Origin of the sequence: Janthinobacterium sp. UMAB-56 (genome assembly GCF_900095265.1) — a bacterium.
Classification (GTDB): Bacteria; Pseudomonadota; Gammaproteobacteria; order Burkholderiales; family Burkholderiaceae_D; genus Janthinobacterium.
This window is the reverse complement of the sequence record NZ_LT607651.1, coordinates 73,541-86,656: the sequence shown is the minus strand read 5'-3', so window position 1 is coordinate 86,656 and position 13,116 is coordinate 73,541. Positions and strand designations below refer to the sequence as shown.

12 protein-coding genes are annotated in these 13,116 nt (G+C 59.2%); 10 read left to right on the top strand and 2 right to left on the bottom strand.

Annotated elements, in window-relative coordinates:
- The first annotated feature begins 30 nt into the window (after nt 1–30).
- The 10 genes from thrS (at nt 31) to K0F85_RS00360 (ending at nt 10,315) form a co-directional block, all read left to right on the top strand.
- Complete coding sequence (thrS, locus tag K0F85_RS00405) at nt 31–1,938, top strand: threonine--tRNA ligase (protein ID WP_092714741.1); 1,908 nt, start codon at nt 31–33, stop codon at nt 1,936–1,938.
- Nucleotides 1,939–1,950: 12 nt separating this feature from the next.
- Nucleotides 1,951–2,511 (top strand): translation initiation factor IF-3, encoded by a 561-nt coding sequence (gene infC / locus K0F85_RS00400; protein WP_374198634.1) that lies wholly within the window; start codon nt 1,951–1,953, stop codon nt 2,509–2,511.
- Between the two features lie 227 nt (nt 2,512–2,738).
- Nucleotides 2,739–2,936: a 50S ribosomal protein L35 gene (rpmI, locus tag K0F85_RS00395; RefSeq protein ID WP_010399216.1), complete on the top strand. Its 198-nt coding sequence runs from the start codon at nt 2,739–2,741 to the stop codon at nt 2,934–2,936.
- Between the two features lie 26 nt (nt 2,937–2,962).
- Nucleotides 2,963–3,322 carry a 50S ribosomal protein L20 gene (gene rplT / locus K0F85_RS00390; protein WP_010399214.1) on the top strand — a complete coding sequence of 120 codons (360 nt, stop codon included), beginning with the start codon at nt 2,963–2,965 and terminating at the stop codon, nt 3,320–3,322.
- 145 nt (nt 3,323–3,467) lie between these two features.
- Entirely contained in the window at nt 3,468–4,484 is a 1,017-nt protein-coding gene (pheS, locus tag K0F85_RS00385) for a phenylalanine--tRNA ligase subunit alpha (protein ID WP_219114054.1), read from the top strand.
- A gap of 78 nt (nt 4,485–4,562) precedes the next feature.
- Nucleotides 4,563–6,989: a phenylalanine--tRNA ligase subunit beta gene (gene pheT / locus K0F85_RS00380; protein WP_219114053.1), complete on the top strand. Its 2,427-nt coding sequence runs from the start codon at nt 4,563–4,565 to the stop codon at nt 6,987–6,989.
- A gap of 170 nt (nt 6,990–7,159) precedes the next feature.
- Nucleotides 7,160–7,507 (top strand): integration host factor subunit alpha, encoded by a 348-nt coding sequence (locus tag K0F85_RS00375; RefSeq protein WP_219114052.1) that lies wholly within the window; start codon nt 7,160–7,162, stop codon nt 7,505–7,507.
- A 10-nt stretch (nt 7,508–7,517) separates the two neighbouring features.
- Entirely contained in the window at nt 7,518–7,922 is a 405-nt protein-coding gene (locus K0F85_RS00370) for a MerR family transcriptional regulator (RefSeq protein ID WP_219114051.1), read from the top strand.
- A 200-nt stretch (nt 7,923–8,122) separates the two neighbouring features.
- Nucleotides 8,123–8,755 (top strand): response regulator transcription factor, encoded by a 633-nt coding sequence (locus K0F85_RS00365; RefSeq protein WP_034783185.1) that lies wholly within the window; start codon nt 8,123–8,125, stop codon nt 8,753–8,755.
- Between the two features lie 144 nt (nt 8,756–8,899).
- Entirely contained in the window at nt 8,900–10,315 is a 1,416-nt protein-coding gene (locus K0F85_RS00360) for a CHASE3 domain-containing protein (RefSeq protein WP_219114050.1), read from the top strand.
- Nucleotides 10,316–10,396: 81 nt separating this feature from the next.
- On the opposite strand, the gene K0F85_RS00355 is transcribed toward K0F85_RS00360, so the two are convergent.
- Nucleotides 10,397–11,206, bottom strand: a complete 810-nt coding sequence (locus K0F85_RS00355) for a Crp/Fnr family transcriptional regulator (RefSeq protein ID WP_219114049.1) — start codon at nt 11,204–11,206, stop codon at nt 10,397–10,399.
- A gap of 226 nt (nt 11,207–11,432) precedes the next feature.
- A partial coding sequence (locus K0F85_RS00350) for a methyl-accepting chemotaxis protein (RefSeq protein WP_219114048.1) occupies nt 11,433–13,116 on the bottom strand: 1,684 nt, incomplete at its 5' end.

The window sequence follows — 13,116 nt, the reverse complement described above, 5'->3', positions numbered from 1 at the left end:
CCTGGCGCCAGCGCCGATATGGAGATCAATATGCTTACAATCCGACTTCCCGATGGTTCCGCCCGTCAATTTGACGGCCCGGTCACCGTGGCCCAGGTTGCGGCCAATATTGGTACCGGCCTGGCCAAAGCTGCCCTGGCCGGCAAGGTCGATGGCAAGCTGGTCGATACCTCCTATCTGATCGAGCAAGACGCCGAACTGGCGATTGTCACGGACAAGGATGCCGACGGCCTGGAAGTGATCCGCCACTCGACGGCCCACTTGCTGGCGTATGCCGTCAAGGAGTTGTTCCCGGACGCGCAAGTGACCATCGGCCCCGTGATCGACAACGGCTTTTACTATGACTTCGCCTACAAGCGTCCGTTCACGCCGGAAGATTTGACGGCGATCGAAAAGAAGATGGCGGAACTGGCCAAGAAGGATGAGCAAGTCACGCGCAAGGTTGTCGCGCGGGACGAAGCCATCGCCTACTTCAAGGGCATCGGCGAAGCGTACAAGGCTGAACTGATCGGCTCGATCCCGGCCGACCAGGAAGTGTCGCTGTATTCCGAAGGCAAGTTCACGGACTTGTGCCGCGGCCCCCACGTGCCATCGACGGGCAAGCTGAAAGTCTTCAAGCTGATGAAGCTGGCCGGCGCCTACTGGCGCGGCGACTCGAAAAACGAGATGCTGCAGCGTATCTATGGCACGGCCTGGGCCAAGAAAGAAGACCAGGAACTGTACTTGCACAACCTGGAAGAGGCGGAAAAACGCGATCACCGCAAGCTGGGCAAACAGCTCGATTTCTTCCATTTCCAGGAAGAAGCGCCCGGTCTGATCTTCTGGCACCCGAAGGGCTGGTCGATCTGGCAGCAAGTCGAGCAATACATGCGCAATGTGTACCAGGTCAATGGATACCAGGAAGTCAAGGCGCCGCAAATTCTCGACCGTGGTCTGTGGGAAAAAACCGGCCACTGGGATAATTATCGTGAAAACATGTTCATCACGGAATCGGAAAATCGCGCCTATGCGCTGAAGCCGATGAATTGCCCTGGGCATATCCAGATTTTCAACAATGGCATGCGTAGCTACCGCGACCTGCCATTGCGCTACGGCGAGTTCGGCCAATGCCACCGCAACGAGCCGTCGGGCGCCTTGCACGGCATGATGCGCGTGCGCGGCTTTACGCAGGATGATGGCCACATCTTTTGCCTGGAAGAGCAGATTGCCGGCGAAGTGACGGCTTTCCACCAGCAGGCGATGGATGTGTATACGGCTTTCGGTTTCACGAATATCGACGTGAAGCTGGCCTTGCGCCCGGATAACCGCATCGGTACGGAAGAGTCGTGGGATTTCGCCGAGGAGTCCTTGCGTTCGGCCCTGCGCGCCTGTGGCGTGGAATGGACGGAATTGCCGGGCGAGGGCGCGTTCTACGGTCCGAAGATCGAATACCATCTGAAAGACAGCCTGGGCCGCGCATGGCAAGTGGGCACCGTGCAGATCGATCCGTCGATGCCGGGCCGTCTGGGCGCCGAATATGTCGCCGTGGATAACACGCGCCAGGTGCCCATCATGTTGCACCGCGCGATCGTCGGTTCCCTGGAACGTTTTATCGGCATCCTGATCGAACACTATGCGGGCGCCATGCCACTGTGGCTGTCGCCGGTGCAAGTGTCGGTATTGAATATTTCCGACGCGCAAGCCGACTATGTACAGGAAGTTACAACAAAACTGCGCAAAGCGGGGCTGCGCGTACAGGCTGATTTGCGTAACGAGAAGATTACCTATAAAATACGTGAACATTCCGTACAAAAATTGCCTTACATCTTAGTAATTGGCGACAAAGAGCGGGATGCGAATACAGTGGCCGTGCGGGCGCGGGGCAATGTCGATCTGGGCGTCATGTCCGTCGATGCCCTGATTGAGCGACTCAAACATGAAGTCGACACCAAGGCCTGACGAGGAAACTCGCTGCACGACCGTCTTACAAGATTTTTAAAGGAAATTACAATAGCTACTGACAAGTCACATCGCATCAATGGCGAAATCACTGCCCCTGAAATGCGTTTAAGCGGGGTCGATAACGAGCCACTCGGTATCGTAAGTTTGGCTGAAGCCTTCCGCCTGGCGGAAGAGGCAAACGTCGACCTGGTGGAAATTGCGCCTACCGCGCAGCCACCGGTGTGCCGTTTGATGGACTACGGCAAATTTAAGTATTCGGAGCAAAAGAAAGCTCACGAAGCCAAATTGAAGCAAAAGATCATCCTCGTGAAGGAAGTCAAATTCCGTCCGGGGACTGATGATGGTGACTACAATATCAAGTTGCGTAATCTCATCAAGTTCCTTGAGGATGGCGATAAAACCAAGATCACCTTGCGTTTCCGCGGTCGTGAGATGGCGCACCAGGATATTGGCTTCCGCATGCTGGAACGCTTGAAAGCCGACCTGGAGCCGTTCGGCCAGGTCGAGCAGTTCCCGAAGATGGAAGGCCGCCAAATGATCATGGTTCTTTCGCCTAAGAAGAAGAAGTAAGCTACAATAGCGTTTTACTGTGGATCGACGTTGCGTGCGCCAGCATTGGTGCAGCACCAGATTCCAGGCAGAATTTGCGCGGCCCGCTCAGCAATGTGCGGGCCGCGCAAACTGTAGTGGACTCGCATCCGCTGCACAACATGTGAAAGCAGGCATCTAAGCGCAGCGTCGTGTTGCCACCTGCAATCCTGTTATAAATGGAGCTGTCCGTAAGAGGACAGATTGCTATGCCTAAAATGAAGACCAAAAGCTCTGCGAAAAAACGTTTTCGCGTGCGTCCGGGTGGTACTGTTAAATGTGGTCATGCGTTCAAACGCCACATCTTGACCAAGAAAACCACCAAGCTGAAACGCGCTCTGCGCGGTACCACCAATGTCGCTGCGTCTGACGTGAAATCCGTCTACCGCATGATGCCGACTGCTTAATCTCACACTCAATTTAAGGAGTTACTATGCCTAGAGTAAAACGTGGGGTTACAGCTCGTGCCCGTCATAAAAAGATTCTTGTTCAAGCTAAAGGCTACCGTGGTCGCCGCAGCCGTGTATACCGTGTTGCCAAGCAAGCAGTTATGCGCGCTGGTCAATACGCTTACCGCGATCGCCGCAACAAGAAGCGTGTTTTCCGCCGCCTGTGGATCGCCCGTATCAACGCCGCTTCCCGTGAGCATGGCGTAACGTACAGCGTATTCATGAACGGCTTGAAAAAAGCAAATATCGAACTGGACCGTAAAGTCCTGGCCGATATGGCTGTGATGGACAAGCCAGCATTCGCTGCGATTGTCAACGCAGTTAAAGCAAAAATCGCTGCGTAAGCATCGGTGATTGCACAACGTCATCCGTAGGGTGACGTTATAAAGAGCGGGGCAGGGGTGTGAACCTTATGCCCCGTTTCCGTTTTTGATTGTTGGGTTCTAGATTACTAAATCCAGGATTGATTTCCAAAACAGGAAAAGCCGCATGAACTCCCTAGAAGAACTCGTCGTCTCGGCCCAGGCTGACTTTATCGCCGCCGCAGACGCTGCCGCACTTGAAAACGCCAAAGCCCGCTACCTGGGCAAGACTGGCCAGATTACCGAAATGATGAAGGGCTTGGGCAAGCTGGACCCGGACGCGCGCAAGGCGCAGGGCGCCTTGATCAATGCCGTCAAAGTGCAAATCGAAGACGCGCTGACGGCGCGCCGTGATGCACTGGCCGATGCCCAAATGCAAGGCCGTCTGAATGCAGAAGCGATCGACGTGACCCTGCCGGGCCGTGGCAGCATGCCCGGCGGCATCCATCCCGTGATGCGCACGTGGGAGCGGGTCGAAGAAATCTTCCGCTCGATCGGCTTCGACGTGGCCGACGGCCCCGAAATCGAGAACGACTGGACCAACTTCACGGCGCTCAACAGCCCGGAAAACCATCCGGCCCGTTCCATGCAAGACACCTTCTACATCGATGGCAACGACACCGATGGCAAGCCCTTGCTGCTGCGCACGCACACCAGCCCGATGCAGGTGCGCTATGCGCGCACGCACACGCCGCCGATCAAGGTCATCGCGCCCGGCCGCACCTACCGCGTCGACAGCGATGCCACCCATTCGCCGATGTTCCACCAGGTCGAAGGCCTGTGGATCGCCGAAGACATCAGCTTTGCCGACCTGAAGGGTGTGTACCTGAATTTCGTCAAGGCCTTCTTCGAAACGGACGACCTGCAAGTGCGCTTCCGTCCATCGTACTTTCCGTTTACGGAACCTTCGGCCGAGATCGACATCGCCTTCGGCTCGGGTCCCTTGAAGGGCCGCTGGCTGGAAGTGTCGGGCGCCGGCCAGGTGCATCCGAGCGTGGTGAAGAACTTCGGCCTCGATCCCGAGAAATTCATCGGTTTTGCTTTCGGCTCCGGCCTGGAACGCTTGACGATGCTGCGCTATGGCATCAACGACCTGCGCCTGTTCTATGAAGGCGACTTGCGTTTCTTGAAACAATTCAACTAAGCGTTGTTCCGTTTGATTCATGGCGCTTGAGCGCCTGTGCGCTCGCGCTGTGAGCTTTGACCATTTGAAGGCTTGATTATGCAATTTTCCGAAAACTGGCTCCGTACCATGGTTGATCCGAAGATGAATTCGGACGAACTGGCCCATCTGCTGACCATGTCCGGTCTCGAAGTCGAGGACGTCGACCCTGTCGCCCCGCCGTTCTCGAACGTGGTGGTAGGCCTGGTCCTGGAGATGGAAAAACATCCGAATGCGGACCGCCTGAATGTGTGCCAGGTCGATGTCGGCACGGGCACCATGCTCAACATCGTTTGCGGCGCGCCCAACGTGCGTCCGGGCTTGAAAGTCGTGTGCGCGATGGCTGGCGCTATATTGCCTCCTGGTGCCGATGGCAAGCCCTTCGAAATCAAGGTGGGCCAGTTGCGCGGCGTCGAGTCGCAAGGCATGCTGTGCTCCGCGCGCGAATTGAAATTGTCGGAAGAAAACGCCGGCTTGCTGGAATTGCCGGACGACGCGCCGATCGGCCAGAATTTCCGCGATTACTTTGCTTTGAACGACTTGAAATTCACCATCAAGTTGACGCCGAACAAGGCGGACTGCCTGTCCGTGCTGGGTGTGGCGCGCGAAGTGTCGGCTCTCACGGGCGTGACCCTGAATGTGCCGCAGTTCCGTACCGTGCCGGTGTCCAGCGACGAAATCCTGCCCGTAAAAGTCAGCGCGCCGGACCTGTGCGGCCGTTTCACGGGCCGCGTTATCCGCGGCTTGAACGCCCGTGCCGCCACGCCGGACTGGATGAAGCAGCGCCTCGAGCGTAGCGGCCAGCGTCCGCTGTCGGCCCTGGTCGACATTTCCAACTATGTCATGCTGGAACTGGGCCGTCCCAGCCACGTGTTTGACCTGGCAAAGATCCACGGCAGCCTCGACGTGCGTTGGGGCAAGGCGGGTGAATCCGTCAAGCTGTTGAACGGCAACACGGTTGCCGTCGACGAGTGGATCGGCGTCATTGCCGATGAGCAGGAGATCGAATCGCTGGCCGGCATCATGGGCGGCGACGCCAGCTCCGTGTCGGACGATACGGACAGCATTTACCTGGAAGCGGCATTCTGGTGGCCGAACGCGATTCAAGGGCGCGCGCGCCGTTTGAATTTCTCCACGGATGCGGCGCACCGCTTCGAGCGCGGCGTCGATTTTGCCACCACCGTCGAGCATATCGAGCGCATCACGGCCCTGATCGTAGAAATCTGCGGCACGCCAGCAACCACCGTCGGCCCCGTCGACGACCACGTGGTGAACTTGCCGCAACGCCAACCCGTAGCAATGCGCACGGCGCGCGCGCAAAAAGTCATCGGCGTGCCACTCAATGATGCGCTGATCGCCGATATCTTCACGCGCCTTGCCCTGCCATTCACGCTGGCCGATGGCGTGTTTTCCGTGACTTCGCCCAGCTACCGTTTCGACATCGAGATCGAGGAAGATCTGATCGAGGAAGTGGCGCGCGTGTACGGCTTTGAAAACATCCCGACCTTGCCGCCCGTGGCCGCGAACGTGATGCAGATTGCGCCGGAAAACACCCGCTCCCTGTTTGCGGTACGGCATGAACTGGCCGACCTGGGCTTCCAGGAAGTGGTTAACATGAGCTTTGTCGATACGGCATGGGAGCGCGATTTTTCGGGCAACACGCAGCCGATCAAATTGCAGAACCCGATCGCCAGCCAGATGAGCGTGATGCGTTCTTCGCTGATCGGCAGCCTGATCGCCAATGTGCGCTACAACCTGAACCGCAAGACGAACCGTGTGCGCATCTTCGAAGTGGGCGCCATCTACCAGCGTGACGACAGCGTGGAAAACGGCCCCCTGTCGGTGGCCGGCTACGCCCAGCCAAAACGCGTGGCCGCCATGGCCTACGGCGCGGTGGCTGAGGAGCAGTGGGGCCAGGCCTCGCGCACGGTCGACTTCTTTGACGTGAAGGCGGACCTGGAGGCCTTGTTCGCGCCGCTGGTCTTGCGTTTCACCAAGGCGCAGCATCCGGCCCTGCATCCTGGTCGTTCCGCCAACGTGGAGCTCGATGGCAAGGTGATCGGTTTCATCGGTGAATTGCACCCGCGCTGGATGCAAAAGTACGACTTGCCGTTGGCGCCCGTGCTGTTCGAAGTCGACGCCGCTGCCCTGACGCAAAGAGTCGTGCCTGCGTACCAGGAAATCTCGAAGTTCCCTGGCGCCAGCCGCGATCTGGCCGTAGTCGTCAAGCAATCGGTGGCAGTGCAGGATCTGCTCGACAGCTTCCAGCTTGCCGCCAAGGCAAGCCCGGCAGCGCGTATCGTGCAAGCCATTGTTTTATTTGATGAATATCGTGGAAAAGGCTTGGAAGCGGATGAAAAAAGCCTTGCTTTCCGGATTAGCTTGCAAGATACTCAAAATACCCTGCAAGACGATGTCGTCGATGGCCTGATGGCTGTCCTGATCGATGCGGCCAAGCAGGGCCACGACGCGAAACTGCGTTCGTAATTATCGGAAAGGCCGTCGCCTGGTGTGACGGCCTTTCCGTCGTCAACCGTTGACGGGCTTGCCAATTGGCGGGCTCGGGCGCACAGAAAAGGCAGGGCAGGAAAATTAATAATAGCGACGTCGATTCCGCCGTACTGCAGTCCGCACTGGCCGCCGATCTGCATCGGGCCATGCTGGTTGCCAAAGTGCGCCAGGATGCGGAAAAAGATTTACCCACCTTGACCAAGGCGGAGCTGGCCGAACTGTTGTTCGAGCAAGTGGGCCTGAACAAGCGCGAAGCGAAGGATATGGTCGAGACCTTTTTCGACGAGATCCGCAATGCGCTCGAGCGCGGCGAGGCCGTCAAATTGTCCGGTTTCGGCAATTTCCAGCTGCGCGACAAACCGCAACGGCCGGGCCGCAACCCGAAGACGGGCGAAGAAATCCCTATCACGGCGCGCCGTGTCGTGACTTTTCATGCGAGCCAGAAGCTGAAAAGCATGGTCGAAGAGACCAGTCCGTTGGCCCGTGCTGCCTGAGTGAGTGGCGATGAACGAGCGCGTCAGTAAAACCGAGTTGATCGCCTTGCCGCCCATTCCGGCCAAACGCTATTTCACAATCGGCGAGGTGAGCGAATTGTGCGGCGTCAAACCGCATGTGTTGCGCTACTGGGAACAGGAGTTTTCTCAGCTCAAGCCGGTCAAACGACGTGGCAACCGTCGTTATTATCAGCACCATGAGGTGCTGCTGATACGCCGTATCCGCGAATTACTGTACGAGCAGGGCTTTACCATCAGCGGCGCGCGCAACAAGCTCGATAGCCGTGGCGCGTCGTATGCCGTCGTCGATGAGCTGCCGGTGCTGCCGGCCGTGCCCGCCTTGCCGCAGGAGGAACCGATGGACCGCGTGTGGATACGCAACGAATTAATTGCGATATTAAACTTGCTAAAATAAGATGCGCACCAATATAGGTGGGGTTGTCCGATACCGCTGACTATGCCGTATGGGCGTGCCGCCTGGGTGCTGCCGCAACCCTGCGGCATGCCATTTTTTGAATATAATACTAATGTTGCGTTTTTGTTAGTGACGCTGAACCGGAGCAGCGTTCAGGTTCCGGTAGTCTTTCCCAGGCCAGGAAAATTTAAGGGGAAACAATGATACGCGTTGCCATTTGTGATGATCACCAAATAGTACGAGCTGGATTCAAACAGATTTTTTCGTCGTCAAGCGATTTCAGTGTGGTGGCGGAAGCCGGTACCGGGCGCGAAGCGCTCGATATCGCCCGCCGCGAAATTTGTGATGTACTGTTGCTCGATATCGCCATGCCCGATCAGAGCGGCATCGATACCTTGCGCACGATCCGCCAGGGCCAGCCGGAATTGCCCGTGCTGATACTGAGCGGCTATCCCGCGCAGCAGTACGCGCTGAACCTGTTCAAGATGGGCGCGAACGGCTATCTGAACAAGGAATGCGAGGCCGATGAGCTGATGACGGCCGTGCGCACCGTATTCCAGGGGCGCCGCTACGTCAGTTCCACCGTGGGCGAGTTGCTGGCGCAGTCGTTCGACCGCGATACGAATGCCGCACTGCATACGGAATTGTCGGACCGGGAATTCCAGGTCTTTCTGCGCCTGGCGCGCGGCGCCACCGTATCCGATATCGGTGTGGCCTTGTCGCTGAGCATCAAGACGGTGAGTACTTACCGTACGCGCATCATGGAAAAAATGGGCTTGCAATCTAACAGCGACTTGACCTATTACGCAATGAAAAACAATTTGCTTGACTAGCGCAGCGGTGCGATCATGGAAACATGATCGCTCAGCCAGCTAGCCAGCACGCATTGTGCAGTGCAGCAGTCTGTGGCGAGGACTATAATTGGCCGGCGCCGGCGCTTTCTCCCGCGCCGAACCTTGCTAAGGATGCACACCAGGATGTATTTCACCGCTGAACCGGCCCCGAATCACCGCCTGCCCCTGTACAAAACCATCCTGTGCGTCACTTGCGCCTTGTTGCTTGTACTCAATGGTTTCAGTCTCTATCATAATCTGCAATCGCTGAAGGGCACGAACGCCTTGCTCAGCCAGAGTGCCCGCGTGGCGGACCGCCTGCAGTATTTGAACGTGCTCGTGCTCGATGCGGAAAGCAGCTTGCGCGGCTATTTCATTTCCGGCTCCGAAACCTACCTGGGGCCGTCGAAGACGGCTGCCACGGAAATCGAAAACGAATTCAACGAACTGCAAACCTTGCTGGCAGGCAGTCCTACCCAGCTGAAGAACCTGGCCCAGCTGAAAAGCTTGATCCGTCGCAAGATGTCGATGCTGCAACAGTCCATCGATGTCTACAAGCAGGGCGGGCTGGCCGAGATCGTCAACATTTCCCGCGTGACTGATGACCGCGCCACCATGGACGAGATTCGCCTGCAAGTGGTGATCATGACGCGCGAGCAGAATGAAGCGCTGTCGTCCGGCAGCGCCGCTTTTTACCATGAGTACCAGAAAGCCGTGCTGCTTGGCATCGGCATCAATGCCCTGGCCATCCTCGTGCTGATCATGTTTTACCAACTGGTGCGGCGCAGCTTCCAGAATCGCGCGGCCGTCGAGTATGCGCTGCAAAATGCCAATGACACCCTGGAATCGACGGTCAGCAAGCGCACGGAGCAATTATCCGTGCTGTCGCGCCATTTGATCAGCGTCAATGAAGTGGAAAAGGCGCGCCTGGCGCGCGAACTGCACGATGAGCTGGGCGCCAACCTGACTGCCATCAGCATGGACCTGGGCGCCGTCACGCAGCAACTGACGCACACGCAGCCGGAACTGGCCGCGCAATTGCGCCGCGCCAAGGCCACCTTGCTGGAAACGGTGGAACTCAAGCGCCGCATCGTCGAGGATTTGCGCCCCAGCCTGCTGGACAACCTGGGCCTGTGCGCCGCCATCGAAAGTTATTGCGAGGATTTTGCGCGCATGAGTGCCGTGCGCTGTGAAACGGACGTGGCCATCAATATCGACAACCGCGAAGCCACCCTGACGATTGCCCTGTTCCGTATCGTGCAGGAATCGCTGACGAATATCCTGAAGTATGCACGGGCCGGCATGGTCAGCGTGACCTTGAAACGCAATGAGCATGGCCTGGTGCTGCGCGTCATCGACGACGGCATCGGCATTACCGAAGATGCGCTGCAAAAACCCATGTCGCATGGCTTGCTGGGCATGCGAGAACGGGCTTTGCTGCTGGGCGGCACCCTCACCGTGCGCCCGGGGCCGCAAGGCAAGGGGACTTGCGTGGAAGCCGTGATTCCCCTGCCGTTGACGCCGGAGCCGGAAGACATCGATGCAGATGCCGAAGCGTAATTTGCTTGTGATGAAAAAATGGCCGGGCATGCAGCCCGGCCATTTTTTTGTCCGTGCTGCCGGGTCAGCGGCAGCTCCCCATCAGCAGCGTGAGACGTCGCGCAGCAAACGGTCATATTCCGTCTTGGCGACCTTGTAGCACTCGCCCGCATAGCATTCCAGGCCGGCGCGGTCCAGCACCGTGATATTGCCGCGGCGATAATGGATCAAGCCTTCTTCCTGCAGCTTGCCGGCGGCGGCCGTTATGCTTTCGCGGCGCACGCCCAGCATGATGGAAATCAGCTCTTGCGTTACTTTCAATTCATTCGATGGTGAGCGGTCCAGGCGGTCCAGCAGCCAGCGGCACAGCTTTTGCTCGATCGAACTGTGGCGGCCACCGACGGCGTTCTGCGCCATTTGCGCAAACAGGGCATTCGTATAGCGCATCAGCAACTGGGGCAGGGCGCCGCCCTGGTTGAAGGCGTCGCGCAAGCTTTGCGTTTTGAGGCGATAACCGTAGCCGGCACTTTGCACGACGGCCGTGCACATGGCGCGCTCACCTGCCAGCAGCGAGGCGCCAGCCACGCCTTCATGGCCAACGACGGCGATTTCCGTCGTGGCGCCATCTTCCATCACATACAGCAGCGAAATGATGGCGGTGGTGGGGAAATAGCTGTATTCCATGCTGTTGCCGTAGGCATACAATTCTTTGCCGAAAGGCAGTTCTACCAGTTCCAGGTCTTCGAACAGCGATTCGAGTGCGGCGCGCGGCAGGGCTGCCAGCAATTCATTCTGTTGGGCACTGCTGAGGCTAACCCGCGACGCAAGCTTGATTTCCCGTCCGGCGGCCGGCATGGCGCGCGGCAGCAATTGGTTCTTCTGGACCGGGGTGATAAGTTGAGTATGGTTCATAGTATTCCTCACAGGCTTTTTACATCGGAGTGCGACTGCTGCGTTGCTGGTCAAAAACAGTTGCCGACGCCGTGTGGTGACGGCACTTTTTTCGACTACGCAGTGCAGAGCGCGATGTAGCTACTTTAAAAGCTTATGTAAGTGGCGAACATAAGATTAGCAGTCGCCACTTTGTAGTCTCATTTGAGGCGAAATTGTAGTCCCAGTCCTACGCGCACACTTTAGGCTAGCTAGCCTTGCGCCGTTCTGCGCGATTTTGTGATATGACGCGCGGTTTATTGGCGCTCCACAGGCCGGCCGGACGCACGCTGGGGAGGCCGTCGCGCACGGCTGCGGCGCTCGCCTGGCGCGTGCCGGGCGCGTCGTGTGGTCCCAGGCGGAAGCGGCTGACGGCCTGCGTCAGCGCCTCGCCTTCCTGGTGCAGGCGCTGCGAACCGGCGCGCGCCTCGTCCACCAGGCCGGCATTCTGGCGCGTCATGTCGTCGATTTGCGCCAGCGCCTGGTTGATGCGGGTGATCTCGCCATTTTGCTCGGCCCCGGCGCTGCTGATGCGCCCGATCACCTCGGCTACTTGCTGCACGGCATCGACAACTTGCCGCATGGTGCTGCCGGCGGCATTCACCAGGTCGCCGCCCGCATCCACGGTGGCGACCGAATCGCCGATCAGGCGCTTGATTTCCAGCGCCGCCTCGTTCGAGCGCTGCGCCAGGTTGCGCACTTCGGATGCCACGACGGCAAAGCCGCGTCCTTGCTCGCCGGCTCTCGCCGCTTCCACTGCCGCATTCAGGGCCAGGATATTCGTCTGGAAGGCGATGCCGTTGATGACGCCGATGATGTCGACGATTTTGTGCGAGCTGGCCTTGATCGAGGCCATGGTCTCGACCACGGCGCCCACGGTCTGTCCGCCGCGCAGGGCTACCTCGGCCGCCGACGCCACCAGGGTGCGCCCCTGTCCTACGTGGGCTTCGTTGCGGCCCACGGTGGCCGTCAGCTCGCGCATCGAGTCCACCGTGGCGCCCAGCGCGTCCGCTTGCGTGGCCGTGTGGCCGGACAGGGCGGCGTTGCCGTGGGCGATATCGGCGCCGGCAGCGGCGATGACGGCCGCACCGCCACGGATTTCCTGCACCAGGGTGGCCAGGCCGTGCGTCATGGCGCCGAAGTCGCGTACCAGGTCACCGATTTCGTCATGCGCCTGCGAGCTGATGCGTTGCGACAGGTCGCCCGCCGCCGCCGCGCCGACGGCCACGCGCAATTGCGCCACATCGCGTGCGAAGGCGGCATAGAAGCCCGCGCACAGGTAGGCGGCAGCCAGCAGCACCAGCAACATGGCTGCCAGGATCAGGGCGCGGCGCGCCTCGTCGCGGGCGATGCGCTGCGCCAGCAAGCCGTCGAGGGCGCTGGCCGAGGCGCCGGACAGTGCGTGCAGGGCATCGATGGCTTGCATGCCGGCCGCGTGGAATTGCGCGCCCGAGGTCTGGTCGTAGGAATTCGTCACTTCGTTTTTCGTGCGTTCCAGGAAGGCCAGCGCGGCCGGCACGGCTTTCAGTGCCGGCTGCAGGCTGGCGCGCAATTGCGGCTTGGCGGCGACGATTTCGTCGAAGCGGGCCGGCAGGCGTTCCAGTTCGTGGCGCGCGATCAGGGTGTTGGCGTTGACGAGTTGATCTTCATTCGCCTCGAACAGGCCCGTGTCGATATAGGCGGCGCCGCGCCCGGCGATATCCGACAGGCTCTCGGCCAGGTCGGGCAGGGTGGCGGTAAATGCGGCGCTCAGGTGATTGGCGCCCGCGTCCGGGTCCAGGCTCAGGTGCGAACGGTCGGCTACCAGCTGGCCCAGTTTGGCCGCCTGGCGCAACAGCGCCGTGTGCGCCGCATAGCTGTCGCGCGCGGCCAGGCCCGCCTGGCGGCCCAGC

Coding starts and splice junctions, on each gene's coding strand:
- thrS (WP_092714741.1), top strand. CDS start 31: ATGCTTACAATCCGACTTCCCGATGGTTCCGCCCGTCAATTTGACGGC.
- rpmI (WP_010399216.1), top strand. CDS start 2,739: ATGCCTAAAATGAAGACCAAAAGCTCTGCGAAAAAACGTTTTCGCGTG.
- rplT (WP_010399214.1), top strand. CDS start 2,963: ATGCCTAGAGTAAAACGTGGGGTTACAGCTCGTGCCCGTCATAAAAAG.
- pheS (WP_219114054.1), top strand. CDS start 3,468: ATGAACTCCCTAGAAGAACTCGTCGTCTCGGCCCAGGCTGACTTTATC.
- pheT (WP_219114053.1), top strand. CDS start 4,563: ATGCAATTTTCCGAAAACTGGCTCCGTACCATGGTTGATCCGAAGATG.
- K0F85_RS00375 (WP_219114052.1), top strand. CDS start 7,160: ATGCTGGTTGCCAAAGTGCGCCAGGATGCGGAAAAAGATTTACCCACC.
- K0F85_RS00370 (WP_219114051.1), top strand. CDS start 7,518: ATGAACGAGCGCGTCAGTAAAACCGAGTTGATCGCCTTGCCGCCCATT.
- K0F85_RS00365 (WP_034783185.1), top strand. CDS start 8,123: ATGATACGCGTTGCCATTTGTGATGATCACCAAATAGTACGAGCTGGA.
- K0F85_RS00360 (WP_219114050.1), top strand. CDS start 8,900: ATGTATTTCACCGCTGAACCGGCCCCGAATCACCGCCTGCCCCTGTAC.
- K0F85_RS00355 (WP_219114049.1), bottom strand. CDS start 11,206: ATGAACCATACTCAACTTATCACCCCGGTCCAGAAGAACCAATTGCTG.